We start from the raw sequence: 26,218 nt of genomic DNA, 5'->3' as shown, positions 1-26,218 counted from the left end.
TGAATATGCAAAAGCCTCCAACATGGGAGTTGACCGAAGCTGTTCATACGACAGCCGTTGCGCCCATCCATATTCCGGTCGCCTCTGGGACTTCAACGACGATTCCCAATAGCGGCATGTTTGGCCCGCACAATTTCGGCCCGCACAATCTGGTCATCATCAACTCAAAAACGATTGACGCCACTAAGGCAGCACTTGCACAGGAATATCAAAGTCGTACCCAGCAATTATCCCAGACCCTCGAACACGAACTGGCTGCAACGAGGCTGGAGGGTACAACGCACCCTCTTCCCCCTGCTGAGTCGATCATTCGTGAATTGGGTGTACGCGCCACACTGTTGCAGCGGAAAACCGCTGAATTCCATCAAAAAACGGCATTGGCCAATCAATTCTATGGAAGTGACCCGCGAAGCAAAAACCTGATCGAGTTCTATCAAAAAGCGGTGACCCTGCAAAATCCAGTCATGCCTGGGGGTGTTGCGATACAGGCCTGGACCACATCGTTTAGAGCGGCCTATGACTCCCAACTGCTTGCGCAATCCATTGCAATTCTGAACCAGCAGCAAGTCAACGTGCAAAACTGGCTGGCCACGGTACAGGGTAATGATCGGGCGCAAGCAGCGGCGGCAGAAGCTCAGCGGTTGGCAGCAGAACGTGCACGGATTGCCGTAGAACAGCAACGTCAAAGAGAACTCGCCGAAGCTGCACGTGTGGAGCAAGCAAGACTTGCGGCTCTGGCGGAAACTCAGCGACTGGCTAAAGAACGTGCTCGCATCGAAGCAGAATCAAGGCGTGAGGCTGCTGAAAAGGCAAGACTTTCCGACCAGCATCACCAGCAGGCCCTGATCGAAGCGACAAGACGCAAAAATGAAGAGGAAATGATACGTACGCCAGAACAGGCCCAACTTGTCGAGCTGGCGAATAAACAGAAACTGGCTGCCCTTTTGGCAGGATACTCTGAAACTTTGACAAGGTTGATTGCTGAAGCTAGGGCCCAATCGCAGGAAAGAACTCGGATTGCAGCAACAAATTCTGTGGTGGGTGACACAGATTCCAAAGCCGAAGCAACTACGCAAAAACTCGCAACCGAACAGGCTCCACTTCAAACGAAACCGGAACAACCTATCGAGAAGGTGCAACAGCAAGAACGCGGAGCAACAAAAGTCCAGCACGTCTACCCGGCTTCAGGAGTACTGGCGACCAACAGTCCGGTTGTATCATTTGCGTCGACAGCTACGAGCCTTTCTCCTGCAACATCATCCGCCATTCTTACCTCTCTGCGGGCGGGATTACTGACCGTGCAGGCGGCAGCCACTGCACTGATAAGCGGTCCGGTACTGGTAGGGTTCGCGGCGCTGCTGATGCCTTCACGCCTGGGCAATGGCGAGCGCTTTTCCATGAGCGTGCCGCTTGCCGAGTTGTCGTCGGAGTCTGCACAGACACTGCGTGAAATAGCCGATCGGCAAGGCACGCTGGAGCTGCCTGTGGGCTTGGGCGTAAGGCGGCTCGGGGCTGGCGCGGAAATCTTCGTCGCCACAAGCGATGACTTCCATATCCGCTCGAGTGTGCTGGTTCTGAATGCGGCCTATGACTTGCTGAATGATGTTTATGAAGTAGCGCTGCCAGATTCGCCGACGGACTTTCTGACGTGGACGCCCGCTATCTCGCCGGGTGACAGCTCGACTGAGTCGCCCATGGTAGATACCGACTCCCCTGCGTATACGGGCGCTCCGATTGTTCCGATTGAAGGACGGCTGGACCTGAATCCGATTCTGGTCGAAGGCTGGGAACGATTCATCATCGTGTTTCCCGATGACTCGGGGATTGCGCCGCTTTATGTGGTGTTTAGCAGTCCGTACGCGGGAGGTTATGTAAAAGGGAAATACAGCGGTCGGACCTACAACCCAGAGCAGTCTGGTGGACCAATACTTGATCTGGATTGGCGAACGGCTGTAATCACGCAAGCTGGAGTCACCAACGTGAAATTACACGTAGCGAGATTCAACCAATCAGACGCTAACGACATCATGAATCAGCGATTAGAGAGAATTTTAAAAGGTGATCTGAATTTTACTGACACTGACCTGCGTTACTACACTCACGAATTGAGAGAGCTGGAGCGATACAGAAATTTTGGCTATAGCGACGACACATCGCCCTCTGAGGAATCCACGATATGGAACAATGCCCATACTGCGACCCTTGAGGACTACAAACTCGGTAGCGAATTGACTCTGCTCTACAACGAAGAGGCAGTCAACGCAATGAATGCTCAAGATGAACGGGAATATCAAAACGACATGCGGAGTTTCGCCCAATGACTACTGTCGAGAAAATCATAAAAAACGAACCGATTGCGGACGTCATTTCACTCTTAGCACTTTGTTTTCATCCCATGCGCCTCGATCAAATGTATGCACGTTATCGCAAGGATACAATCCCCCACAGTATCTTCATCGACACATACAACTCGCTGTTCAGAGAGGGGGTGTTGTCCTACGACGAAAATGGAAAAACCATTAAAGGTCCCAATTGGACACCGCCAGCGTTCATGACAGAAAAACGCTACGACTAAAACACAAAAAGCCACCCGACCATCACTTGCATTGGTCGGGTGGCTTAAGTACTTAAAGCGAATACTTCTGCAAATTCGCCATCATTTCCTTCAGCGCCTCGATATTGTCCTTCGGATGCGCCGCCCCTTCGAAATCACAAATCTGCTGCCAGTGCGCCGCGACATCTTCCGGTGAGAAGCCAACGCGCGGATCGAAGCCGGCACCGAGGCTGCGCTCCCAGCGCACCTTGCCCATCCAGCCGCCACCGACCTCGAACAGCCCGGAGGTTTCCTGACATTGTTCGCTCGCCAGATACACAACCAACGGGCTGACCAGTTCCGGTTTCAATTGCTCGAACACCTGCGGCGGAATCAGGCCCTCGGTCATGCGCGTGCCGCCGGTTGGCGCGATGGCGTTGACGAGGATGTTGTTCTTGCGGCCTTCGATGGCCAGGGTGCGGGTCAGGCCGTAGAGGCCCAGTTTGGCCATGCCGTAGTTGGACTGGCCGAAGTTGCCGTAGATGCCCGAGGTGGAGGCGGTGAAGATCACCCGGCCATAGTTTTGCTCGCGCATATGTGGCCACGCGGCGCGGGTGACTTTGTAGGCGCCTTCGACGTGGACGCGGTAGACCAGATCCCAGTCGGCGTCGTCCATTTTGTGGAAGGTCTTGTCGCGCAGGATGCCGGCGTTGTTGACCACGACGTCGACGCGACCGAAGACGTCGAGGGCGTTTTGTACGAGTTTGTCGCCGTCGGTGACCGAGTCGTGGTTGGCTTCGGCGATACCGCCGGCCTCACGAATTTCCGCCACCACACGGTCGGCGGCTGAGGCATTGGCGCCTTCACCCTGGGTCGAGCCGCCGAGGTCGTTGACCAGCACTTTGGCGCCTTGCTTGGCAAACAACAATGCATGGGCGCGTCCGAGGCCGCCACCGGCTCCGGTGACGATGACGACTTTATCTTCGAAACGCACAGACTCATTCATCGCAGCAACTCCAGCAGGCCAGTATTGAGCCTGAGTGTCAGGCACACAGCTTTTGGTCACAATGAATACGGCGGAGGCTGAATGGTGTGCGATAAGGTTGGGGGATGATGAGGCCGTCAAAGAAACAAAAGATCAAAAGATCGCAGCCTTCGGCAGCTCCTACATTGGATTTGTGTAGGAGCTGCCGCAGGCTGCGATCTTTTGATCTTTCAGGAGCAGGCGACTTTGCGCGGTGGCAGCACAAAACGATCGCGAAACGCCAGATAGTGCTTGAGCACCTGCACCGGCGATTCGGTCTGTGGATAGTGACCAATGCCCGGCAACAGCACCGTGTCCGCGTCCGGGATCAACTCGCGGTAACGCTCGACCATGTGCGCCCCGGAAATCGGATCGACTTCACCATCGATCACCCGCAACGGAATCTCGCCCCGCTGCATCGCCATCACCCAGCGATCACGTTGCACCCGGCGTTCGGGAATGTAGCTGATCAACTTGTGCATGATCCGTGGCCCGCGATTGCTGTCGACCAGGCTCCAGAAATCGTCCAGCTCACTTTCAGTCGGCCGGGTCTGCGGGCCGAAGATCTGCCGGAAGCTTTTCACCAGCGCATCGCGCGTGAACGCGCGGCCGATCATCCAGCCCAGCGGACTTAGCAGCAGTTTCTGCATCAGCACCGGACGATGGGTTTCCGGGAACAATCCGCCGTTGAGAAACACGCAACTGGCGACCTCGATCTTGTCTTCGTAGTGCCGGGCGAGCAGTTCCTGGGCAACGCTGTCACCGTAATCATGCGCCAGCACATGCACCGGTTGTTCAACCTGCAAATGCGCGAGCAATGCCTGTTGCAGGTCAGCCTGCTCCAGCAGGCTGTAGGTGTGATTGAGCGGTTTGGCCGAATCACCAAAGCCGAGCATGTCGCAGGCGATCACCCGATAACGCTGGGCCAGTGGCTGCCACAGGTAATGCCAGTCCCAACTGGCGGTCGGGAAGCCGTGAATCAGCAGCAGCGGCTCACCCTGCCCCGCCGTCCAGTAACGGATTGGCTGACCACGAAAGACAAACGCCTGGCTGCGTTTACGCCAGACACACAGAGGAATCTCGGCAAGAGGCATTAGAGTTTATATCCGGGGTCTTGTTTATCGAGTTTGCGCAGCAACGCTGGCCAGGCCAGCGCGCCACCCATGCCTTGAGCACTTTTGGTGACGCCAGCGATCATCGCTTTGGCGCCTGCCAGAATTTGCGGTTCGATGGCGATGAGTTCAGCCCCGCCGGTTTGCGCCATGACCTGAATGTCGCAGGCGCGCTGGAAGGTGAACATCATCAGAAAGGTGTCGGCGATGGTGCCGCCACAGGTCAGCAAACCGTGGTTGTGCAGCATCAGGAAATTGTTTTCGCCCAGATCGGCCTGCAAGCGCGCCTTCTCTTCGTGGTTCAGCGCCACGCCTTCATAGGCGTGATAGGCCAGGCTCGACAGCACGAACAATGATTGCTGGCTGATCGGCAGTACGCCCTGCTTTTGCGCCGACACCGCGACACCGGACGCGGTGTGGGTATGCAGCACGCAAACCACATCGTGCCGCACTTCGTGCACGGCGCTGTGGATGGTGTAGCCGGCGGGGTTGATTTCGTAAGGGCTGTCCATGAGTTTGTTGCCGGCCTGATCGACTTTCACCAGGCTCGACGCGGTGATCTCATGGAACATCAGACCGAACGGGTTGATCAGGAAATCTTCGGTGCCCGGCACCTTGGCAGAAATATGCGTGAAGATCAGATCGTCCCAGCCATGGGCGGCGACCAGACGATAACAAGCGGCGAGATCGACCCGGGTCTGCCACTCTGCGGCGCTGACCTGGTCTTTGACATTAAGGGACGATTGTACGGGGGCTACGCTCACTGTATGCACCTCTGCGTTCTTATTGTTCTGCACGTGTGAGCAGTCTAGTCAGGCGCAGAGGATCGCGTAGTTGCATTGGCAGCCAGCTTGATGACTGAGCGGGTCACTCATGCAAACAGCTTGGATCCATGTCAAAGCAACGACGCCAACAAAGGTGCGGCAAACAGATTGAGCAAGCCGGTCAATACCATCACCAGCCCGGCGACAGAGCCCTCTTCGCCGCCCACTTCATGGGCGCGACTGACGCCGGCACCGTGCGCGCCAACCCCGAACAGCGCCCCGCGCGCCAAGGCACTGCGCAACGGCAACCACTTCAACAGCACGCCGCCGAGCATCGCACCGAACACGCCGGTGAACATTACGAACACCGCCGTCAACTCCGGCACGCCCCCCAGATTTTGCGCCAGCGGCATGGCGAACGGTGTGGTGATCGAGCGCGGCACCAGTGACATTGTCACCGAACTGTCCAACGCCAATGCTTTGGCCAGACCGAACGACGTACCAATCGATGCCGCACTGCCGGCAACCATGCCCAGCATCAGCGCCGACCAGTGCCGCATCAACAATCGGCGTTGCTGCCAGATCGGTACGGCGAAGGCGACGGTCACCGGGCCCAGCACCAGCATCAGCCAGTGGGTGTTGCTCGAATACTCGGCATACGCGGTGTGCAGCGGCACGGCGAGCGCCAGCAACAGCGCCGGGACCAGAATCAGCGGTGACAACACGTAGCGGCCGGTGCGCCGATAAATCCAGCGGCTGAACAAATACGCCAACAAGGTGAAGGCGAGCCAGAACATCGGCATCCATTCAAGCTTCATGGGAACGCCTCGCGCGCACGGCCAGCTCCACGGTGAACGCAGTCACCAGCATCACCATCAAAGTGCTGGCCGCGATCACCAGCAAAATCCGCCAGCCGTCATTGCGCAGCAACGCGCCGTAGTCGAGCAAGCTCATCAGTGCCGGAATGAAAAACAGCAGCATCTCGGCCATCAGCAAACCCGCGCCCAATTGCAGCGCCGCCGGTTTGACCCAGCCGAAAGCGAATGCCAACAGCAACAGCGCCATGCCGATCACGCCGCCGGGAATCGGCCAGGTTAGCCATGCGGCGAGTTGGCAGCCGAGCAGGTAGAGACCGAGTAACACGGCGAGTTCGACAAAGAGACGGAAAAAGTGCTTGAGACGGGCGGCGTTCATGATTGTGCTCCTGACAGAGGCCTATTTTACGAAGCGGCCTGCCATCCCCGAAGCGAATTGTTAGACTCAACACCATTCCAAAATGGAATCAGGCAATGGAATTCAAACAGCTGCGCAGTTTTGTCGAAGTCATGCACCAGGGCGGTTTCACTCAAGCCGCAAAAACCCTGCACATCAGCCAGTCCGCGGTCAGTAAACAAATCGCACAACTGGAGCAGAGCCTCGGCACGCCGTTGCTCGAACGGCTCGGTTCGCAGTTGCGCCTGACCGCCGCTGGCAGCGTGGTACTGCAACGCGCTGAAGCGATGCTGCGTTTACGCAACGAGCTGTTGGTTGAACTGGACGACCTCAGTCATCTGGCGCGTGGAGAGTTACGTCTCGGCCTGCCACTGCTGGGCAGTGACGCGCTGTTCGCCGGACTGTTTGCCGAGTACCGTCGGCGCTATCCGAATATCAGCGTGCAATTGCTGGAGGGTGGCAGTCGCAATATCGAGCAGGCAGTGTTGAGCGGGGAGCTGGAATTGGGCGGCAGTCTGTTGCCCAAGGATCCACAATTCGACTGGCAGCCGTTTTGCGATGAGCAACTCGACGCCCTGCTGCCGGTGGATCATCCGCTGGCCGATCGGGGCGAGATTGGTCTGGAGGAATTGGCCGAGACGCCCTTTCTGCTCTATCAACGCAGTTTCGTGCTCAACGACCGCTTGCTGCAGGCGTGTCAGCAACTGGGTTTCACGCCGAAGGAAGGCGGACGCAGCGGTCAGGCAGACTTTCTTGCGGCGCTGGTGGCCGCCGGGCAAGGCGTGGTGCTGTTACCCAGCGTGGTCGCGCGCGGTCTGGTGCGGCCGGGCGTTGTACGCCTGGCCTTGCGCGCGCCGGATTATCTGCGCTGGGACATCGCGTTCATCTGGCGCCGGGGCGCGTACTTGTCGAAAGCGGCGCAGGCGTGGCTGGACTTGCTGCGCGAACGGCCGATCAGCCCTTGAGCGCGTCGATCAACTGCGCCAGCCAAGGCTCGGCGTCGGTTTCCGGAGTGACGCTTTCGCTGGCGTCGATGCGCAGCATGTCTAGTACTTCGCGCACACCCAGTTCGCCGAAAAGCTCACGCATTTGCTCGCCGCCACCGCAGAAGGTGTCGCCATAACTGGCGTCGCCCAAGGCAATCACTGCGCCCGGCAAACCGAGCAATGCCGCTGGCAACTGGTCGCGAATCGCCGAATACAGCGGTTGCAGGTTGTCGGGCAATTCGCCCATGCCGGTGGTCGAGGTGACTGCGAGCAATGCTTCGGGGCCGAACGCCTGAATGTCGGCGAGGCTCGCACGCGAGTTGTAGAAGGTTTCGAAGCCGGCGGCTTTCAACAGGTTCTGGGCGTGACGGGCGACTTCTTCGGCGGTGCCGTAGACCGAACCGGAGAGGATGGCGACTTTCATCAATCTGATCCTGAAACTGAAAAAAAGAGCGGCGATAGTAACAGCCTCCAACGCAAAGCTGCGATTGAATCTCAACTGGCGATAATGGCCAGTAGACAGCGCCTACGGTTCTTCTAGAATGCGAGCCACTGACAACTCTGAAAGGATTCAAAGATGATCAACGCAAGCTTGTTGCAAATGGTGATCAACGCGTCGAACGACGGCATCGTGGTCGCTGAAAAAGAAGGTGAGCAGGACAACATCCTGATTTATGTAAATCCGGCCTTTGAACGTCTGACCGGCTACACCAGCGAAGAAATCCTCTATCAGGACTGCCGTTTCCTGCAGTCCGGGGACCGCGACCAGGAGAACCTGGAGCTGATTCGCGACACGTTGCGCGGCGGCGGATCGTGCCGGGAAATCCTGCGCAACTATCGCAAGGACGGCACGCCGTTCTGGAATGAACTGTCGCTTTCAACGGTGAAAAACGCCGACGACGGTCAGACTTATTTCGTCGGCGTACAAAAAGACGTGACTGTTCAGGTCAAGGCTCAGCAGCGTGTGGCGCAGTTGGAAGCTCAGGTCGCGGCCCTCGAAGCTGAACTGGCTGCGGTGAAAACGACAAACGGTCAAAACAAAATCGCGAACTAATTGTCATTAACTACAATCACCAATAACTTTGTAACTATATCTTTTGAGTTAGCCATGCAGCGCGACGCCCTCCTCACTCAGGACGAGCTGGATTTCATCCAGACCATGCAGCACAACCCGCAACTGAACGTGCGGGATGCGACGTCGAGTCTGCTGGTTAACGGCGGTTCGCAGATCCGCGATTTGCTCACCCGCCTGGCCGCTCACGAGCAAGTGACCATTCAGGCCAACTTCGAAAACCAGCAGATGACCTTCCCGCTGCATCTGGTGGAAGACGAGTTTCACGCGTTGCATCTGCGTCTTGGCGTGCCGAGCATTTATGAAGACGGCCCGATGGTGCGGCCATGGCGGTTGACTCTCGAAGAGCCAGTAGCTCTGGAAAACGCCAAAGGCCAGCCGGGCATGTTGTTTGTGCACGAGGTTTCGCACAAAGGTGTGCTGCTGGAAGTGCGCAACAAGACCAAACCACCCAAGCATTTCGCGCTGTGGTTCAGCCCTTCGGGTTATGAGCGGATTTCATTGCGTGGCAATTTCGAACGTGAAACCGAAAGCGGGTTCTACGCCTACGAGTTGAGCCAGACCGATACCGACGAAACCGAGCGGCTGCGTCAGTTCATCCTGCAGCAACATCGCCTGACGCATCCTGCCCTTCACACCTGAGTTTCAGGTATCAAGATTCCCTGCAAGAAACTGCAACATGCGCTGACGCATGCTCGCCCCTTCGTTTCCAAGACATGCAACAGAGGAGCCGGCCAGACTGTCCTGCGCCAGATCTGAAGCATCGCCCGCCAGCATCAACTGACAATCAAGGCTTAACGCCAACCGGTTCAGACGTCGAGGCAATTCGGCGCTGGGCGCGTGATTGGAAAACAGCACGAGTGCATCAGGTTTGATCTTTTCGCACACCAGCGTCAATTCATCGAACGGCTGCCCCGTGGTCAACACCCTGACACCGGCATTGCTATCGCTGAGAAACAGCGCCGCCACCAGCAATTCCAGTTCCCGACATTGCCCGGCCAGCGCGCTGACGATCACTCGACGCGGTTGCGTGCCGCGCAGCATGACAATCCGCTGCAACACCCGCGCCCGCAGGAATCCATCGAAGAACAGCCACTCGCTGGTTTGCCCGAAAGCCTCCTGGCGCTGCAACAATTGCAGCCACAACGGCATGAGGATGTCCTGAAATACCACGGGCAGTGCGTAGGAAGAGAAAATCTGCCCATAGACGCGGTCCAGTTGCTGATCATCAAATGCACTGACCGCCTGTTGAATCTGCTCCTGCCACTGCAGGTAATCGGCCTGCACCAGATCATCGGGGATGATGTGCGCCAGCACTTTCATCGGCTCGGTCTTGGCGAGGATCTTGCCGACCTTGCTCACGGCGACACCGCGATCAATCCAGTCGACGATGCTGCGCACGCGCTCGATATCGGTCATCGAATAGAGCCGATGCCCACTTTCGGTGCGCGTTGGCTGAATCAAACCATAGCGCCGCTCCCAGGCACGCAAGGTCACCGGGTTGACACCGGTCAGGCGTGCGACCTCACGGATCGGGAACAGATCGGCACGCTCGAGCGCGACAGATGCCTGCGAAGCGGGGCTTGCATCCGTGATGACAGGCATATGGCGTTCAACTTCCATGTCGGTTCAATTGGATCCCATTCTAACGCTTATGCCCCAATGGGGTTCAAGTGATGAAATGCGACGAAAGTCGCTGGTTTAATCGTGAAAAACCGGAATAATCCTTGCTTGTTGAAAAACGCAGGCCTCTACCCCGGCTCTGCGTCAGGCGAAACTCCTACCCGGAGTGACGCACTCGAAATACGGAGATACAAAATGTCTACTTCCCCCGTCACGCTGATGGTTGCCCGTCGCGTCGCCGACGGCCGTTATCAGGATTTGATCGCCTGGCTGCGCGAAGGCGAACAACTGGCCACTGACTTTCCCGGTTATCTCGGCTCTGGCGTGCTCGCTCCGCCGCCCGGTGATAACGAGTTTCAAATCATTTTCCGTTTCGTCGATGAACAGACGCTGCATGCGTGGGAGCATTCGGCTTCGCGCACGGCGTGGCTGGATCGTGGCAGCGACCTGTTTGCCCACCCCAAGGAACATCGGGTCAGCGGCATCGAAGGCTGGTTTGGCGCAGCCGGTCAGCGGCCACCGCGCTGGAAGCAGGCTGTCGCGATCTGGCTGGCGTTCTTTCCGGTGTCATTGCTGTTCAACTTTGTCCTCGGGCCGTTGCTCGCTGACATGAGTTTGTTGCCGCGTGTGTTGATCAGCACGGCGTGCCTGACGCCGCTGATGGTTTACCTCTTTATTCCGCTGTCGACACGGTTGCTGGCGAACTGGCTGAACAGCACGCCGGTGCGCCCGTTGCCAGTGACGTCTTCCGCACAGAATCGATGATCTCTGTGTGGGAGCGAGCCTGCTCGCGAATACGGACTGACCTTCAACATTGATGTCGACTGAGACACCGCTTTCGCGAGCAGGCTCGCTCCCACAGCAATGGGGACAGCCGACGATAGGTGGGCAAGCCATGTCGCTGTTATAGTTTTTGCTCCCACCTCGATGCGAGCCGTTCATGCCTGATTCCTCCGCCCCGATCCTCATCACCGGTGCTGGCCAGCGTGTCGGCCTGCATTGCGCGCAGCGGTTACTCGAGGACGGCTATCGCGTCATCTTCACCTACCGCAGCGAACGCCCCGGCGTACAGACGCTACGAGATCTGGGCGCCGTCGGCCTGTTCGCGGACTTCTCCAGCGAAGCCGGGATTCTCGCCTTCATCAACGAACTGAAAACCCACACCGACCGCCTGCGCGCCATCGTGCACAACGCCTCCGAGTGGCTGGCCGAAATTCCGGACAGCGAAGCCGAAGCGTTCACGCGCATGTTCAACCTGCACATGCTCGCGCCGTATCTGATCAATCTGCACTGTGGCGAATTGCTGCAGCGCTCGACGCCCGCCGACATCATCCATATCAGCGACGATGTCACTCGCAAAGGCAGCAGCAAGCACATCGGCTATTGCGCCAGCAAAGCCGGGCTCGACAGCCTGACGCTGTCCTTCGCCGCTCGCTATGCGCCGGCGATCAAGGTCAACGGCATCGCACCAGCCCTGCTATTGTTCAATCCCGACGACGACGCGGCGTACCGCGCCAAGGCCCTGGCCAAATCCGCGCTGGGCATCGAACCCGGCAGCGAAGTGGTCTACCAGAGCCTGCGCTATCTGCTCGACAACCCCTATGTCACCGGTACGACCCTGACCGTCAACGGCGGACGGCACCTCAAATAACGCCTGCCTGCGAGGATTTCCATGGCCCGCTCACTGCCCGAGAATTACCGCGAAATCCTCATCGGCCTCGGTGAAGATCCCGATCGTGAAGGATTGCTCGACACCCCGCTGCGCGCGGCCAAGGCCATGCAATACCTGTGTCACGGTTACGAACAGAGCGTCGACGAGATCGTCAATGGCGCGCTGTTTGCCTCCGACAGCGACGAAATGATCATCGTCGCCGACATCGAGTTGTACTCGTTGTGCGAACATCACCTGTTGCCCTTCATCGGCAAGGCCCATGTGGCTTATATTCCGACGGGCAAAGTACTGGGTCTGTCGAAGATCGCGCGACTGGTGGACATGTTCGCCCGGCGCCTGCAGATTCAGGAAAACCTCACCCGGCAAATCGCCGATGCGGTGCAACAGGTCACCGAAGCCGCCGGCGTCGCCGTGGTGATCGAGGCCAGGCACATGTGCATGATGATGCGCGGTGTCGAGAAACAGAATTCGACCATGAACACCTCGGTCATGCTCGGCGCGTTCCGCGAGTCGAGCAACACCCGTCAGGAGTTCCTGCAATTGATTGGACGGAGCAAGTAAATGCCACAACTTCAACCGGGAATGGCGCGCATCCGGGTCAAGGATCTGCGCTTGCGCACCTTTATCGGGATCAACGAGGACGAAATCCTCAACAAGCAGGATGTGCTGATCAACCTGACCATCCTGTATGCCGCGCAGGAAGCGGTGCGTGACAACGACATCGACCACGCGCTGAACTACCGCACGATCACCAAAGCGATCATCGCCCACGTCGAAGGCAACCGCTTTGCACTGCTCGAACGCCTGACTCAGGAGCTGCTCGATCTGGTAATGAGCAATGGCTCGGTGCTGTACGCCGAAGTCGAAGTCGACAAGCCGCATGCGCTGCGTTTTGCCGAATCGGTGTCAATCACGCTTGCAGCGAGCCGCTAGCTTCAAGCTTCAAGCACCAAGCTGTAAACTTGGTATCACCGCCAACCATCTTGCAGCTTGAAGCTCGTCGCTTGAAGCTGTCTCGCAGAGACTCCCATGAACGAGCAACAACGCCTCGAACTCGAAGCCGCCGCCTTCCGCCGGCTGGTCGCACACCTGGACAGCCGCAAGGATGTACAGAACATCGACCTGATGAACCTTGCCGGGTTCTGCCGCAACTGTCTGTCGAAGTGGTACAAGGCCGAAGCTGACGAGCGCCAGATCGAGGTCAGCCTCGATGACGCCCGCGAAGTGGTTTACGGCATGCCGTACGCCGAGTGGAAAGCCCAATTTCAGCAAGAAGCCAACGCTGAACAGCAAGCAGCGTTCGCCAAAGGAAAAACCCATGAGTGACCTCAACACCCTGCGCGCCAGCCTCAACAGCGGCGAACACGCTTTCGCCGGCACCCTGGCCTTCATCGCCGCCGGCTACGATTATCAGCCGCAGGCGTTCAACAACGGTGGCGTGGAAAGTGCCGCCGGGCAGAACGAAGGTTCGTGCAAGACCTTGGGTCTGGCGCTGCTGGAAGGTCTGAGCGATGAGGAAGCGCTGTTGGCGTTCGGCGAGCATTATCGTTCGGTGGTCGCGACCCCTGAGGGCAGTGATCACGGCAATATTCGTGCGTTGATCCAGCACGGTCTGGCCGGCGTCAAATTCACCGCGCAACCCCTGACCCGCCGCTGATCCTTCTATCCACACAAAATCCCTGTGGGAGCGAGCCTGCTCGCGAATGCGGACTGATATTCAACATTGATGTCGACGGATACACCGCATTCACGAGCTGGCTCGCTCCCACATTTGATCCGTGGTGACTGTGATTCTCGGGCACAAAAAAACCGGCCAATCTGGCCGGTTTTTTTGTGCCTGCGATCTTAGAACGAAGCGTTCTGCAGACCGTCCAGGTAACGCTCGGTGTCCAGTGCCGCCATGCAGCCGGCGCCGGCCGAGGTGATGGCCTGGCGGTAAACGTGGTCAGCCACGTCACCGGCGGCGAAGATGCCTTCGACGCTGGTTGCAGTCGCGTTGCCGTCACGGCCGCCCTGCACCACCAGATAACCGTCTTTCAGGGTCAACTGGCCTTCGAACAGCGAAGTGTTCGGGGTGTGGCCGATGGCGATGAACACGCCGTCGACAGTGATTTCGTCGAAGCTGCCGTCGTTGTTCTTCAGACGCGCACCGGTCACGCCCATGTTGTCGCCCAGGACTTCGTCCAGGTTGGCGTTCAACTTGAGGATGATCTTGCCTTCGGCCACGCGAGCGTTGAGCTTGTCGATCAGGATCTTCTCGGCGCGGAAGGTTTCGCGACGGTGGATCAGGGTCACGGTGCTGGCGATGTTGGCCAGATACAGTGCTTCTTCAACAGCCGTGTTGCCGCCGCCGACCACGGCAACAGGTTTGTTGCGGTAGAAGAAACCGTCGCAGGTCGCGCAGGCCGAAACGCCTTTGCCCATGAACGCCTCTTCCGACGGCAGACCCAGGTAACGCGCGCTGGCGCCGGTGGCGATGATCAGGGCGTCGCAGGTGTAAGTCGCGCTGTCGCCGGTCAGGGTGTAAGGCTTGGCAGCGAAGTCGACGGCGTTGATGTGATCGAAAACGATCTCGGTTTCAAAACGCTCGGCGTGCTCGCGCATGCGTTCCATCAGTGCCGGACCGGTCAGACCGTGGACATCGCCCGGCCAGTTGTCGACTTCAGTGGTGGTGGTCAGTTGACCGCCAGCCTGCATGCCGGTGATCAGCAGTGGCTTGAGGTTGGCGCGGGCCGCGTATACCGCAGCGCTGTAACCGGCAGGGCCGGAACCGAGAATAATCACTCGCGAATGACGGACTTCAGACATGACCTGCTCCTGTTGACCGGGCGGAAAAACAGGCCCGGATCGCCGGACTGCCGGCGGGAATAAAAAAGGACTGTGGAAAACCTTGGGGAAGGCTTGAGCTCGACAGTCCTGTAAAAAGTTGGGTGCAGCGTATCGAGGGGGGCAAGATTAAGGAAATACGGTTTAACAATCCAGCTCATAGGTGGTCTCTATGCCGACACACTGACGAGATGGACGTCTTTGTTACAGTGAATGTCGATCGCTCTGCCGCGCTTTCGCCCCCGGTGCAAAGTCGGTAAGGTCGGCGCGTTTTCCCTTGCTCGGAGCACCTTATGCCCGCCCCTGTTCTGTCCGGCCCGCAATACCTGCGCGAAGGCCTCAAACTGGTCTTGAGCCCAGGCTTGCGCCTGTTCGTGTTATTGCCGCTGGCGATCAATCTGGTGCTGTTCGTCGGATTGATCTATCTGGCCGGCCACCAGTTCAGCCTGTGGGTCGATACGCTGATGCCGTCGTTGCCCGAATGGCTGAGTTTCCTCAGCTACGTACTCTGGCCGCTGTTTGTGGTGCTGGTGGCATTGATGGTGTTTTTCACCTTCACCATGCTCGCCAACGTGATCGCCGCACCGTTCAACGGTTTTCTCGCGGAGAAAGTCGAAGTGGTGGTGCGCGGCACTGATGATTTCCCGGCGTTCAGCTGGGGCGAGTTGATCGCCATGGTCCCGCGCACCCTTGCACGGGAAATGCGCAAACTGGGCTACTTCCTGCCGCGCGCCATCGGCCTGTTCATTCTCTCGTTCATCCCTGTGGTGAACATCATTGCCGCACCGCTGTGGTTGTTGTTCGGCGTGTGGATGATGGCGATCCAGTACATCGACTACCCGGCGGACAACCACAAACTGGGCTGGAACGAAATGCTCGCCTGGCTGCGGCAGAAGCGCTGGCAGAGCATGAGTTTTGGCGGAATCGTCTATCTGGTGTTGCTGATTCCGGTGGTTAACATCCTGATGATGCCGGCGGCCGTGGCCGGTGCGACGTTGTTCTGGGTGCGTGAGCGCGGTGCTGAGAATCTCGTCACTCAACGCTGAGCACGTCACAAATCCATCATCCGAACGTCACAAGCACGACATAGCCTCAGTCGACACTGAGGTCATGACGACAGCTCTACACATCACCCTGATCAGCGAAACCTTCCCACCGGAAATCAACGGGGTGGCCAATACTCTTGGCCGCTTGTGCGATGGGCTGCGCGCGCGTGGCCACCAAGTGGAACTGGTGCGCCCGCGTCAGGCTGGCGATCCGCAACACAGTGAAGACGATGCGTTGCTGCTGTGCCGGGGCTGGCCGCTGCCGGGCTATCCGGGGTTGCAATGGGGTCAGTCGTCGATGCACAAACTGCTGCGGCGCTGGAAACGTCAGCGCCCGGATGTGCTGTACATCGCCACGGAAGGCCCGCTCGGGTTGTCGGCGCTGCGTGCGGCGCGGCGCCTGGGAATTTCGGTGGTCAGCGGGTTTCACACCAACTTTCAGCAATACACCAGCCAGTACGGGCTCGGTCTGCTGACCCGGATGCTTACGCATTATCTGCGTTGGTTTCACAATCGCTCGGCCATGACCCTGGTGCCGAGTGTCAGCCAACGCCTGGAACTGGAGCGGCGCCACTTCGAGCGTTTGGCGCTGTTGTCGCGCGGTGTCGACAGCCAGTTGTTTCATCCAAGCAAACGGTTGAATGCCTTGCGTGAGCAATGGGGCCTGTCCGAGCAGGACATTGCGGTGATTCACGTAGGACGACTCGCTCCGGAGAAGAACCTTGGTCTGCTCAAACGCTGCTTCGAAAAACTGCGCGACACTTATCCACAGCGCAACCTGAAACTGGTCGTCGTCGGCGACGGGCCGCAACGGCTGGCACTGGAAAAGCAATTGCCCGAAGCGATCTTCTGCGGTGCACAACGCGGTGAGGCGTTGGCGGCGCACTATGCGTCTGGAGATTTGTTTCTATTTCCGAGTCTGACCGAAACCTTCGGCAATGTGGTACTGGAAGCACTGGCCTCGGGACTGGGTGTAGTGGCTTACGATCAGGCTGCGGCGGCGCAGCACATTCGCCACGGTTACAACGGCGTGTTGGCGATGCCGGGTGATGAGCAGGCGTTTTGCGAGGCGGCGGCGTGGTTGCTGGAGGAGGATGAGACGTTGCGTTGCGTGCGTTTGAATGCGCGGCAGCATGCGAGTCGCCAAGGCTGGCCGGCGGTTATCGAGCAGTTTGAAAAGCATTTGCGCGGGGCTTGTTTAGGGGAGTTGGTTGTCCCGAATGCGCAAACATTGCCTTGAATCTTTGCTGACCTTAGAACCGCTTTCGCGAGCAGGCTCGCTCCCACAGGGGATCTTCAGTGAACACACATTTTGTGAACAGCAGAGAAACCTGTGGGAGCGAGCCTGCTCGCGATGGCGTCAGTACAGCCGCTGGTTAAACCAGCGTCATCAACGCCTCGCGGCTGAACGGCAGAATATCCTGCTCACGCCCTTCGCGGACTTTCTGCGCCCAGTCCGGATCGACCAGCAGCGCACGGCCCACCGCCACCAGATCGAATTCCTCCTTGTTCAAGCGCTCCAGCAGGTTTTCCAGACTGGCCGGTTGCGCGACCTTGTCAGTGTTGACCATGAACTGCAGAAACTCGCCATCAAGACCGACGCTACCGACGGTGATGGTCGGCTTGCCGGTGAGCTTGCGGGTCCAGCCTGCCAGGTTCAGCTCGGAACCATCGAACTCCGGCTCCCAGAAACGCCGCGTCGAGCAGTGGAAAATATCCACGCCAGCGTCGGACAGCGGCTTGAGAAACTCACCCAACGCTTCCGGAGTCTGCACCAGACGCGCGGTGTAATCCTGCTGCTTCCATTGCGAGAAACGGAAGATGATCGGGAAACCTTCGCCGACCGCCGCACGTACGGCTTGAATCAGTTCGATGGCGAAACGCGAACGGTTGGCCAGGCTGCCGCCGTATTCGTCGGTACGCTGGTTGCTGCCCTCCCAGAAGAACTGGTCGATCAGGTAACCGTGGGCGCCGTGGATTTCCACGCCGTCCATGCCGATGCCTTGTGCATCTTTGGCGGCTTGAGCGAACGCGGCGATCACGTCCTGAATGTCTTGTTTGGTCATGCCGTGCACCACGACCTGACCGTCCTTGAGTTTTTCCGACGGGCCGTAAGCAGGCACGCTGGCGTCCGGCTCGGTGCCGATACGGCGTACGCTGCCGACATGCCAGAGTTGCGGAACGATCTTGCCGCCTTCAGCGTGAACAGCGTCGACAACTTTTTTCCAGCCGGCCAATGGCGCGTCACCAAAGAACTGCGGCACGTTCGGATAACCGTTGGAGGCGATGTGGCCGACGGTGGTGCCTTCGGTGATGATCAGGCCGACACCGGCCGCCGCGCGACGACGGTAGTACTCGATGACTTTCGAATTAGGCACGCCGCCCGGGGAGAACGAGCGAGTCATCGGCGCCATGACCACGCGGGTCGGCAGTTCGAGGGCACCGAGGTGGAACGGTTTGAACAAGGCTTGAACGGGCATCGAAGGGCTCCACAGAGAAGGCTTTATGACGGCGATAATATGGAGGCGCGCACCCTTTGAACAGCACTATTGATTTGGGTGATTAAGGATTAAAAGACGCAAAGCAAAAGATCGCAGCCTTCGGCAGCTCCTACATGGGTTTTGAGGTCACCTGTAGGAGCTGCCGAAGGCTGCGATCTTTTGATCTTGCTGTTTCAGCTCAGCGCTTTTTCAATCGCATGAACAATGGTCGGATCATCCGGCGCCGTGCGCGGCGAGAACCGGGCCAGCACCCGACCATCCTTGCCAAGCAGAAACTTCTCGAAATTCCAGGTGATATCACCGGGAAACTCCGCGCCCTCGCCCGCCAGCAGACGGTAGAGCTGGTGACGATCATGACCGTTGACTTCAAGCTTGCTCGACAACGGAAACGTCACGCCATAGTTGAGGCTGCAGAAATCCTTAATTTCCTGTTCGGTACCTGGTTCCTGGCCGGCAAACTGGTTGCACGGCAGGCCCAGCACACTGAAGCCTTTGCCTTTGAACTGCTGATAGAGGTTTTCCAGCGCCGCGTACTGTGGGGTCAAGCCGCATTTGGAGGCGACGTTGACCACCAGCACGACTTGGCCCTTGAACGGCGCCAGCGGTAGCTCCTGACCATCCAGGGCTGTCAACTTAAGGTCGTGAAAAGCACTCATGACGAACTCCAAGATTCCCGTGTTCTACTCGAAACAGCCACTTGGCGAGGTCACCAAGGACAGCCGCGGACTAAAAAGGCGCCCGCAGGCGCCTCTCCAGTACTCGAAGCTTAGCGCAGAAAATCAGTGGTGATGGCCACCTTCGCCATGGACGTGGCCATGAGCGATTTCTTCCTGGCTGGCGTCACGGATGTCAACGATCTTCACTTTGAAGTTCAGGCGCTGACCGGCCAGTGGGTGGTTGCCGTCAACCGTCACGTCGTCGCCGTCGAGGTCACGGATGGTGACGATTTGCATCTGGCCGTCCGGCGCCGAAGCGTGGAACTGCATGCCGACTTCCAGCTCGTCAACGCCTTCGAACATGCTGCGGCTCAGGGTGCTGACCAGCTCAGCGGCGTATTCGCCGTAAGCGTCTTCCGGTTCAACGGACACTTCCAGCTCGTCACCAACAGCTTTGCCTTCCAGAGCTTTTTCCAGGCCCGGGATGATGTTGCCTGCGCCTTGCAGGTAGACCAGCGGAGCGCCGCCGGCGGAGCTGTCGATGACCTCACCAGCGTCGTTGGTCAGGGTATAGTCGATGGAGACAGCCTTATTGGCGGCGATCAGCATGGGGCGAGACCTTTTGCATAAGAATATAGAAAGGCCAAGTTTAGCGAAGCAATCGCGCGAAAGCGAACACAACCCGGACAAACGGGTTTCGACGATCGCAGGCTTCCATCAGGACGAGGACGGCCACTGGGTCGTCGAGCTTTCCTGTGGCCACACCCAGCACCTGCGCCATCAACCACCATGGCAATCACGCGCCTGGGTGCTGGACCCGGCGCAACGTATTGAAAAAATAGGCCAACCCTTTGCCTGCGGTTGGTGCGCACAAGGCTCGGTTAGCGATAACCTTGGCGACTGAATTTCGGTAGTCAGCCAGACATAGACTGACGCCATTGCCATGCAACTTTAGAGAATTCGCATGCAAACTTTTTTTATCGCACCCACCGATTTTGGCGTGGGTCTGACCTCCATCAGCCTCGGGCTGGTGCGCACGCTTGAACGCGCCGGGCTGAAAGTCGGTTTCTTCAAACCGATTGCGCAGCCGCATCCGGGTGACACCGGCCCTGAGCGTTCTACCGAACTGGTGGCGCGCACCCACGGTCTGAAACCGCCGCAACCGCTCGGCCTGGCCCACGTCGAGCGGATGCTCGGCGATGGTCAGCTCGATGAGCTGCTCGAAGAAATCATCACGCTGTATCAGCAAGCGGCCATTGGCAAAGACGTGCTGGTCGTCGAAGGCATGGTGCCGACCCGCAGCGCCAGTTATGCCGCACGGGTCAACCTGCACCTGGCCAAGAGCCTCGATGCCGAGGTGATTCTGGTCTCGGCGCCGGAAAACGAAGTACTCGCCGAACTCTCCGGCCGCGTCGAGTTGCAGGCGCAATTGTTTGGCGGGCCGAAAGACCCGAAAGTCCTCGGGGTGATCCTCAACAAGGTCAAGACCGACGAGAGCATGGACGCCTTCGCCACGCGTCTGAAGGAACATTCGCCGTTGCTGCGCAGCGGTGATTTCCGCTTGCTCGGCTGCATTCCGTATCAGCCTGAACTTAACGCGCCACGCACCCGCGACGTCGCCGATCTGATGGGCGCGCAAGTGCTCAACGCCGGTGATTACGAAACCCGGCGGATGACCAAAATCATCATCTGTGCGCGGACCATGCGTAACACCGTCGAGCTGCTCAAGCCCGGTGTACTGGTGGTGACCCCGGGCGATCGCGACGACATCATCCTCGCCGTCAGTCTGGCGGCGATTAACGGCGTGCCACTGGCCGGCCTGCTGCTGACCAGCGACACCCTGCCCGATCCGCGCATCATGGATTTGTGCCGTGGCGCCTTGCAGGCTGGTTTGCCGGTGTTGTCGGTGAGCACCGGTTCCTACGACACCGCCAACCTGCTCAACGGCCTGAACAAGGAAATCCCGATCGACGACCGCGAGCGCGCGGAGATCATCACCGATTTCGTCGCCAGCCATCTCGACGCCAAATGGCTGCACCAGCGTTGCGGCACGCCACGGGAAATGCGCCTGTCGCCAGCGGTGTTCCGCTATCAATTGATTCAACGCGCGCAAGCGGCGAACAAGCGCATCGTTCTGCCCGAAGGCAGCGAGCCGTTCACTGTGCAAGCGGCGGCGATCTGTCAGGAGCGCGGGATCGCCCGTTGCGTGTTGCTGGCGAAACCGGAAGACGTCGAAGCCGTCGCCCGCGCTCAAGGCATCGTCCTGCCGCCGGGGCTGGAGATTCTTGATCCCGACCTGATCCGCGAGCGCTACGTCGAGCCGATGGTCGCCCTGCGCAAAACCAAAAGCCTCAATGCACCGATGGCCGAGCAGCAACTGGAAGATACCGTGGTGATCGGCACCATGATGCTCGCACTGGATGAAGTCGACGGCCTCGTTTCCGGCGTGATCAACACCACGGCCAACACCATCCGCCCGGCCCTGCAGCTGATCAAGACTGCACCGGGCTGCACGCTGGTGTCGTCGGTGTTCTTCATGTTGTTCCCGGAAGAAGTGCTGGTGTATGGCGATTGCGTGATGAATCCGCACCCGAGCGCTACGGAACTGGCCGAGATCGCGTTGCAAAGCGCCGACTCGGCCGCTGCATTCGGCATCACCCCGCGCGTGGCGATGATCAGTTATTCCAGCGGCGAATCGGCCACCGGCGAAGAAGTCGAAAAAGTCCGCGAGGCCACCCTCCTCGCCCACGAGCAACAGCACTCGCTGCTGATCGACGGTCCGCTGCAATACGACGCTGCTGCCAACGCCGACGTGGCCCGGCAACTGGCGCCGAACAGCCAGGTCGCCGGACGCGCCACGGTGTTTGTGTTCCCCGATCTGAACACCGGCAACACCACGCACAAAGCCGTGCAACGCAGCGCCGACTGCGTCAGCCTCGGGCCGATGCTGCAAGGCCTGCGCAAACCGGTGAATGACTTGCCGCGCGGCGCGCAGGTCGATGACATCGTCTACACCATCGCCCTCACCGCGATTCAAGCCGCCAACCGACCTATGGATGTGTAAATGCTGGATTTTCTACCTGCACCCGTGCGCGGCGTGATCGCTTCGCTGCTGTTGGCGCTCAACACGATTCTGCTCTGCTCGTTTCTGTTCTGCGTGGCGCTGGTCAAGGCGTTGCCGTTCGCGCTCACCCAGCGCATCGCTGGCTGGCTGATGAGCCACACCCATGAAGCATGGATCAGCAATAACAAGGGCTGGATGAATCTGGTGCGCCGTACCCGCTGGCACCTCAGCGGCCTGCAAGGGCTCGACTATCAGCACTCGTACCTGATCACCAGCAACCACCAGAGCTGGGTCGATATTCTGGTGCTGCAATACGTGCTCAACCGTCGGATTCAGCCGCTGAAATTCTTCCTCAAACAGGAGCTGATCTGGGTGCCGGTGATCGGTCTGGCGTGGTGGGCGCTCGGTTTTCCGTTCATGAAGCGCTACTCCAAGGCCTACCTGGCCAAGCACCCGGAGAAGAAAGGCAAAGACCTGGAAACCACGCGCAAAACCTGCGCGAAGTTTCGCAATAATCCGGTGGGGATTTTCAACTTCGTCGAGGGCACGCGCTTCACCGAAGGCAAGCATGCGCAGCAGCAGTCACCGTTCAAATATCTGCTCAAGCCCAAAGCGGGCGGCATTGCCTTTGTGCTGGATGCGATGGGTGAACAGCTGGAGTCGATCGTCAACGTGACCATCCACTATCCGGCAGGACGTCCGGGGTTCTGGGATTTGCTCTGCGGCAATGTGCGCGATGTGGTGGTGCACTTTGAAGAGCTGAAGATTCCGCAGCAGTTCATTGGCAAGAATTACGATCAGGACGGCGAGTATCGCCTGCAGTTTCAGGGCTGGATCAATCAGCTGTGGCTGGACAAGGATGCGCTGCTCGAACAGATGCACCGCGAATACCCTTCCGTATGATCGTTCCCATGCTCCGCGTGGGAATGCCTCACTGGATGCTCTGCGTCCGCTTTAGATGGGACGCGGAGCGTCCCGGGCTGCGTTCCCACGCAGAGCGTGGGAACGATCACGAATCGCCGTATGCCCGAATAAAAAAGCCCGCCGATGATTACTCATCGGCGGGCTTTTTCTTGCAGCTTGAAACTCGAAGCTTGCCGCTGCTTCAGTGCTTAGATCGCGCCGCGCTTGCGCAGCAGATCCAGCACTTGCTTGACGCTGTCTTCCAGACTCAGCGTCTGCGTGTCGATCACCAGATCGGCATCCAGCGGCACGTCGTACGGGAAGGATTCGCCCGGGATGTTGTCGCCAGCGGCGGCATACAGACCCTGCGGATCACGCTCGGCGCAGACAGCCGGCGAGGCCTGCACGTAGACCGTCAGCAGACGATCCTTGCCGATCAGATCCTTGGCTTGCTCACGCCCTTCGGCACTCGGTGCAACGAACGCAGCCAACGTCACCAGACCGGCTTCGTTGAACTGACGCGCAACGTGCGCAGCACGACGCCAGTTCTCGGTACGACCAGCGCGATCCTGTGGCAGACCTTTGTTGAGGTCGTGACGCAGGTTCTGACCATCCAGCACAAACACCGCACGGCCCATGTCGAACAGCTTGCGTTCAACCGCATAAGCCAGCGTGCTCTTGCCCGCGCCCGACAGACCGCTGAACAGCACGGTCGCCGGTTGCTGGCCGAAACGCTGGGCACGTTCTTCCGTGGCCACGTGCGCCAGTTTGCCGTGGTGCGTGGCAGTACCATGCGTCACCGGTTGCGCGACGATCATGCCGGCGCCAACAGTGCCGTTGGTCAAACGGTCGATGATGATAAACGCGCCGGTGGTGCGGTTGCTTTCGTAACCGTCGAGGGCGATCGGCGCGTCGAGCGCGATCTTCACCTTGCCGATTTCGTTGAGCTGCAACGCGCTCGCCGGACCTTCCTCAAGGGTGTTCACGTCGACCTTGTTGACGATGCTGGCAATCGAGCCCGGCACATAACTGGTGGCGCGTTTGATATCGTATTTCTTGCCCGGCAGCATCGGCTCTTCAGCCATCCACACCAGCATCGCCTCGAAGCTGTCGGTGACCGGCGGCACGTTGTCGGCATGCACCAGCAAGTCGCCACGAGAAATGTCGATTTCATCTTCCATGGTCAGCGTGACAGCCTGACCTGGACCGGCGTGTTCCAGCTCACCTTCGAAGGTGACGATGGATTTCACCCGGCTGCTCTTGCCCGACGGCAGCACCACGACTTCGTCGCCTTTGTGCACGATGCCGCTGGCCAGCGTGCCGGCGAAACCACGGAAGTTCAGGTTCGGACGGTTGACGTACTGCACCGGGAAACGCAGATCGGTGAAGTTGCGATCGCCCGCGACTTCCACGGTCTCGAGAATTTCCATCAGCGACTGGCCTTTGTACCAAGGCGAGCGCTCGGACTTGTTCACCACGTTGTCGCCCTTCAGGGCAGACATCGGCACGAAGTGCATGCTGGTCGGCTTCATCTTCAAGCCTTCGGCGAACTTCAGGTAGTCGGCCTTGATCGACTCGAACACGCCTTCATCGAAGTCTTTCAGGTCCATCTTGTTGATGGCGACAACGATGTGCTTGATCCCCAGCAGGGAGGCGATAAAGCTGTGGCGACGGGTCTGGGTCTGCACGCCGTAACGCGCGTCGACCAGAATGATCGCAAGGTCACAGGTGGACGCACCGGTGGCCATGTTGCGGGTGTACTGCTCATGGCCGGGGGTGTCGGCGATGATGAATTTGCGTTTCGCGGTGGAGAAATAGCGGTAGGCGACATCGATGGTGATGCCCTGCTCCCGCTCGGCCTGCAGACCGTCGACCAGCAATGCCAGGTCGATATCGTCACCGGTGGTGCCGACTTTCTTCGAATCACGAGTGATCGCTTCGAGGTGATCTTCGTAGATCATTTTCGAGTCGTGCAGCAGGCGCCCGATCAGGGTGCTCTTGCCGTCATCGACGTTACCGCAAGTCAAAAAGCGCAGCAGCTCTTTACGTTCGTGCTGGCCCAGGTAGGCGAGGATGTCCTCGCTGATCAAATCAGAAACATGCGACATGACAGCCCCTTAGAAATAGCCTTGACGTTTTTTATCTTCCATCGAGCCTGCGCCATCGTGGTCGATGACACGGCCCTGGCGCTCGGAAGTTCGCGTCAGGAGCATTTCCTGGATGATGTCCGTCAGGCTTTCAGCCTCGGACTCCACGGCACCCGTCAACGGGTAGCAGCCAAGGGTGCGGAAACGCACTTTCTTTTTGACGATGCGCGCTTTGTCTTCATCGGACAGGTGCTCGAGGATGCGCTCGTCGTCGATCATGATCAGCGTGCCGTTCTTCTCGATCACTTCGCGTTCGGCGGCGAAGTACAACGGCACAATCGGGATGCCTTCGAGGTAGATGTACTGCCAGATGTCCAGCTCGGTCCAGTTCGACAGAGGGAATACGCGGATGGATTCGCCCTTGTTGACCTTGCCGTTGTAGACGTTCCACAGCTCTGGACGCTGGTTTTTCGGGTCCCAGCGGTGCTTGCTGTCGCGGAACGAGTACACGCGCTCTTTGGCGCGGGATTTCTCTTCATCGCGACGTGCGCCGCCGAACGCTGCGTCGAAACCATGCTTGTCGAGCGCCTGTTTCAGGCCTTCGGTTTTCATGATGTCGGTGTGCTTGGCGCTGCCGTGGGTGAACGGGTTGATGTTCTGCGCCACGCCATCGGGGTTGATGTGGGTGATCAGGTCCAGGCCCAGTTCTTCGACCATCTTGTCGCGGAACTTGTACATCTCCTGGAATTTCCAGCGGGTGTCGACGTGCATCACCGGAAACGGCAGTTTGCCCGGGAAGAACGCCTTGCGTGCCAGGTGCAGCATCACGGCGGAGTCTTTACCGATGGAGTACAGCATCACCGGGTTATCGAACTCGGCGGCCACCTCGCGGATGATGTGGATGCTTTCCGCCTCCAGCTGTTTCAGATGCGTCAGTTTGTCGACCATGGCTACTCACGAAAACTTTCTTATGAACGGCCAGCGGGCCGTGTTCGAGCGAGAAATCCTAGCACAGCGGCCTCTTCTAATCAGGACGCCAACTAGATCGAAAGGGTATATGAATATGCCTACCAGTTCGGCCGATGCCCCCCCTGTAGGAGTGAGCCTGCTCGCGATAGCTTTGTCACATTCGACATA

Annotated in this window: 29 protein-coding genes; 16 read left to right on the top strand and 13 right to left on the bottom strand. The window is 58.7% G+C overall.

Going from position 1 to position 26,218, the window contains the following annotated elements; translation table 11 throughout:
• The first annotated feature begins 5 nt into the window (after positions 1 to 5).
• Together QOM10_RS04855 and QOM10_RS04850 are read left to right on the top strand one after the other, a co-directional pair.
• Entirely contained in the window at positions 6 to 2,321 is a 2,316-nt protein-coding gene (locus tag QOM10_RS04855) for an S-type pyocin domain-containing protein (protein ID WP_316917684.1), read from the top strand.
• A complete protein-coding gene (locus QOM10_RS04850) occupies positions 2,318 to 2,575 on the top strand; it encodes an immunity protein (protein WP_150749541.1) in 258 nt (85 codons plus the stop codon). Before QOM10_RS04855 ends, QOM10_RS04850 begins: the two co-directional genes overlap by 4 nt.
• 52 nt (positions 2,576 to 2,627) lie before the next feature.
• Here QOM10_RS04850 and QOM10_RS04845 read toward each other — a convergent pair whose 3' ends face one another.
• The 5 genes from QOM10_RS04845 to QOM10_RS04825 all read right to left on the bottom strand — a co-directional run bounded on the left by QOM10_RS04845 (position 2,628) and on the right by QOM10_RS04825 (position 6,627).
• Entirely contained in the window at positions 2,628 to 3,539 is a 912-nt protein-coding gene (locus tag QOM10_RS04845) for an SDR family oxidoreductase (protein ID WP_099758023.1), read from the bottom strand.
• Positions 3,540 to 3,748: 209 nt separating this feature from the next.
• On the bottom strand, positions 3,749 to 4,651 hold the full coding sequence (locus tag QOM10_RS04840; RefSeq protein WP_316917683.1) for an alpha/beta hydrolase: 903 nt from the start codon (positions 4,649 to 4,651) through the stop codon (positions 3,749 to 3,751).
• Positions 4,651 to 5,433, bottom strand: coding sequence for a class II aldolase/adducin family protein (locus QOM10_RS04835; protein WP_007950070.1), 783 nt, complete (start codon positions 5,431 to 5,433; stop codon positions 4,651 to 4,653). The genes QOM10_RS04840 and QOM10_RS04835 overlap by 1 nt, the downstream gene beginning before the upstream one ends.
• Positions 5,434 to 5,564: 131 nt before the next feature.
• A complete protein-coding gene (locus QOM10_RS04830; protein ID WP_053117198.1) occupies positions 5,565 to 6,251 on the bottom strand; it encodes an LrgB family protein in 687 nt (228 codons plus the stop codon).
• Positions 6,241 to 6,627 carry a CidA/LrgA family protein gene (locus tag QOM10_RS04825; protein ID WP_127925865.1) on the bottom strand — a complete coding sequence of 129 codons (387 nt, stop codon included), beginning with the start codon at positions 6,625 to 6,627 and terminating at the stop codon, positions 6,241 to 6,243. The genes QOM10_RS04830 and QOM10_RS04825 overlap by 11 nt, the downstream gene beginning before the upstream one ends.
• A gap of 95 nt (positions 6,628 to 6,722) precedes the next feature.
• On the opposite strand from QOM10_RS04825, the gene QOM10_RS04820 reads away from it, so the two are divergent.
• Positions 6,723 to 7,610, top strand: coding sequence for a LysR family transcriptional regulator (locus QOM10_RS04820; RefSeq protein ID WP_127925864.1), 888 nt, complete (start codon positions 6,723 to 6,725; stop codon positions 7,608 to 7,610).
• On the opposite strand, the gene QOM10_RS04815 is transcribed toward QOM10_RS04820, so the two are convergent.
• Positions 7,600 to 8,055, bottom strand: a complete 456-nt coding sequence (locus QOM10_RS04815; RefSeq protein WP_127925863.1) for a flavodoxin — start codon at positions 8,053 to 8,055, stop codon at positions 7,600 to 7,602. The two genes, QOM10_RS04820 and QOM10_RS04815, sit on opposite strands and share 11 nt — an antisense overlap.
• A 153-nt stretch (positions 8,056 to 8,208) precedes the next feature.
• Here QOM10_RS04815 and QOM10_RS04810 point away from each other — a divergent pair, with 153 nt between their 5' ends.
• A complete protein-coding gene (locus QOM10_RS04810) occupies positions 8,209 to 8,685 on the top strand; it encodes a PAS domain-containing protein (RefSeq protein ID WP_127925862.1) in 477 nt (158 codons plus the stop codon).
• Between the two features lie 54 nt (positions 8,686 to 8,739).
• The gene (locus QOM10_RS04805) at positions 8,740 to 9,345 is read left to right on the top strand and encodes a hypothetical protein (RefSeq protein WP_127925861.1); all 606 of its coding nucleotides are present in this window, start codon (positions 8,740 to 8,742) and stop codon (positions 9,343 to 9,345) included.
• Positions 9,346 to 9,348: 3 nt separating this feature from the next.
• Here QOM10_RS04805 and QOM10_RS04800 read toward each other — a convergent pair whose 3' ends face one another.
• Positions 9,349 to 10,308 carry a MerR family transcriptional regulator gene (locus tag QOM10_RS04800; RefSeq protein ID WP_137219273.1) on the bottom strand — a complete coding sequence of 320 codons (960 nt, stop codon included), beginning with the start codon at positions 10,306 to 10,308 and terminating at the stop codon, positions 9,349 to 9,351.
• A gap of 213 nt (positions 10,309 to 10,521) precedes the next feature.
• Between QOM10_RS04800 and QOM10_RS04795 the strand changes: the two genes are divergently transcribed.
• From QOM10_RS04795 to QOM10_RS04770, 6 genes are all read left to right on the top strand, one after another.
• Positions 10,522 to 11,091, top strand: coding sequence for an antibiotic biosynthesis monooxygenase (locus QOM10_RS04795; RefSeq protein WP_127925859.1), 570 nt, complete (start codon positions 10,522 to 10,524; stop codon positions 11,089 to 11,091).
• A 175-nt stretch (positions 11,092 to 11,266) separates the two neighbouring features.
• Positions 11,267 to 11,977, top strand: a complete 711-nt coding sequence (gene folM / locus QOM10_RS04790; protein ID WP_150749544.1) for a dihydromonapterin reductase — start codon at positions 11,267 to 11,269, stop codon at positions 11,975 to 11,977.
• Positions 11,978 to 11,998: 21 nt separating this feature from the next.
• Positions 11,999 to 12,559, top strand: coding sequence for a GTP cyclohydrolase I FolE (gene folE, locus QOM10_RS04785; protein ID WP_127925857.1), 561 nt, complete (start codon positions 11,999 to 12,001; stop codon positions 12,557 to 12,559).
• Positions 12,560 to 12,931: a dihydroneopterin triphosphate 2'-epimerase gene (gene folX / locus QOM10_RS04780; RefSeq protein ID WP_007914273.1), complete on the top strand. Its 372-nt coding sequence runs from the start codon at positions 12,560 to 12,562 to the stop codon at positions 12,929 to 12,931.
• A gap of 96 nt (positions 12,932 to 13,027) precedes the next feature.
• Entirely contained in the window at positions 13,028 to 13,324 is a 297-nt protein-coding gene (locus tag QOM10_RS04775; RefSeq protein WP_034154503.1) for a DUF1244 domain-containing protein, read from the top strand.
• Positions 13,317 to 13,655 carry a HopJ type III effector protein gene (locus tag QOM10_RS04770; protein ID WP_127925855.1) on the top strand — a complete coding sequence of 113 codons (339 nt, stop codon included), beginning with the start codon at positions 13,317 to 13,319 and terminating at the stop codon, positions 13,653 to 13,655. Before QOM10_RS04775 ends, QOM10_RS04770 begins: the two co-directional genes overlap by 8 nt.
• A gap of 188 nt (positions 13,656 to 13,843) precedes the next feature.
• On the opposite strand, the gene trxB is transcribed toward QOM10_RS04770, so the two are convergent.
• Positions 13,844 to 14,806 carry a thioredoxin-disulfide reductase gene (trxB, locus tag QOM10_RS04765; protein WP_103305131.1) on the bottom strand — a complete coding sequence of 321 codons (963 nt, stop codon included), beginning with the start codon at positions 14,804 to 14,806 and terminating at the stop codon, positions 13,844 to 13,846.
• 311 nt (positions 14,807 to 15,117) lie between these two features.
• Between trxB and cysZ the strand changes: the two genes are divergently transcribed.
• Complete coding sequence (gene cysZ / locus QOM10_RS04760; RefSeq protein ID WP_038357552.1) at positions 15,118 to 15,870, top strand: sulfate transporter CysZ; 753 nt, start codon at positions 15,118 to 15,120, stop codon at positions 15,868 to 15,870.
• 40 nt (positions 15,871 to 15,910) lie between these two features.
• Positions 15,911 to 17,110 carry a glycosyltransferase family 1 protein gene (locus tag QOM10_RS04755; RefSeq protein WP_316918364.1) on the top strand — a complete coding sequence of 400 codons (1,200 nt, stop codon included), beginning with the start codon at positions 15,911 to 15,913 and terminating at the stop codon, positions 17,108 to 17,110.
• Between the two features lie 136 nt (positions 17,111 to 17,246).
• Here the strand turns inward: QOM10_RS04755 and QOM10_RS04750 are convergent, their stop codons facing one another.
• The 3 genes from QOM10_RS04750 to QOM10_RS04740 form a co-directional block, all read right to left on the bottom strand.
• Positions 17,247 to 18,350 carry an NADH:flavin oxidoreductase gene (locus QOM10_RS04750; RefSeq protein WP_127925853.1) on the bottom strand — a complete coding sequence of 368 codons (1,104 nt, stop codon included), beginning with the start codon at positions 18,348 to 18,350 and terminating at the stop codon, positions 17,247 to 17,249.
• Between the two features lie 194 nt (positions 18,351 to 18,544).
• Positions 18,545 to 19,027 carry a glutathione peroxidase gene (locus QOM10_RS04745; RefSeq protein ID WP_127925852.1) on the bottom strand — a complete coding sequence of 161 codons (483 nt, stop codon included), beginning with the start codon at positions 19,025 to 19,027 and terminating at the stop codon, positions 18,545 to 18,547.
• Positions 19,028 to 19,150: 123 nt separating this feature from the next.
• Entirely contained in the window at positions 19,151 to 19,636 is a 486-nt protein-coding gene (locus QOM10_RS04740) for a peptidylprolyl isomerase (RefSeq protein ID WP_007912368.1), read from the bottom strand.
• On the opposite strand from QOM10_RS04740, the gene QOM10_RS04735 reads away from it, so the two are divergent.
• Genes QOM10_RS04735 through QOM10_RS04725 form a run of 3 tightly spaced genes read left to right on the top strand, consistent with a single transcriptional unit; the run spans position 19,605 to position 22,994 of the window.
• Positions 19,605 to 19,931, top strand: coding sequence for a DUF3565 domain-containing protein (locus QOM10_RS04735; RefSeq protein ID WP_093436299.1), 327 nt, complete (start codon positions 19,605 to 19,607; stop codon positions 19,929 to 19,931). The two genes, QOM10_RS04740 and QOM10_RS04735, sit on opposite strands and share 32 nt — an antisense overlap.
• 60 nt (positions 19,932 to 19,991) lie before the next feature.
• Entirely contained in the window at positions 19,992 to 22,091 is a 2,100-nt protein-coding gene (gene pta, locus QOM10_RS04730; RefSeq protein WP_127925851.1) for a phosphate acetyltransferase, read from the top strand.
• A complete protein-coding gene (locus tag QOM10_RS04725; RefSeq protein ID WP_150774084.1) occupies positions 22,092 to 22,994 on the top strand; it encodes an acyltransferase in 903 nt (300 codons plus the stop codon).
• A gap of 209 nt (positions 22,995 to 23,203) precedes the next feature.
• On the opposite strand, the gene cysN is transcribed toward QOM10_RS04725, so the two are convergent.
• Both cysN and cysD read right to left on the bottom strand, forming a co-directional pair.
• The gene (gene cysN, locus QOM10_RS04720) at positions 23,204 to 25,102 is read right to left on the bottom strand and encodes a sulfate adenylyltransferase subunit CysN (RefSeq protein WP_316917682.1); all 1,899 of its coding nucleotides are present in this window, start codon (positions 25,100 to 25,102) and stop codon (positions 23,204 to 23,206) included.
• A gap of 9 nt (positions 25,103 to 25,111) precedes the next feature.
• Positions 25,112 to 26,029: a sulfate adenylyltransferase subunit CysD gene (gene cysD, locus QOM10_RS04715; protein WP_007912374.1), complete on the bottom strand. Its 918-nt coding sequence runs from the start codon at positions 26,027 to 26,029 to the stop codon at positions 25,112 to 25,114.
• Positions 26,030 to 26,218: the final 189 nt, after the last annotated feature.

Source organism: Pseudomonas sp. P108, from assembly GCF_032613195.1.
Taxonomy (GTDB): Bacteria; Pseudomonadota; Gammaproteobacteria; order Pseudomonadales; family Pseudomonadaceae; genus Aquipseudomonas.
Note: the sequence above shows the minus strand (reverse complement) of the source record. Positions and strands in the feature narration are given on the sequence as shown.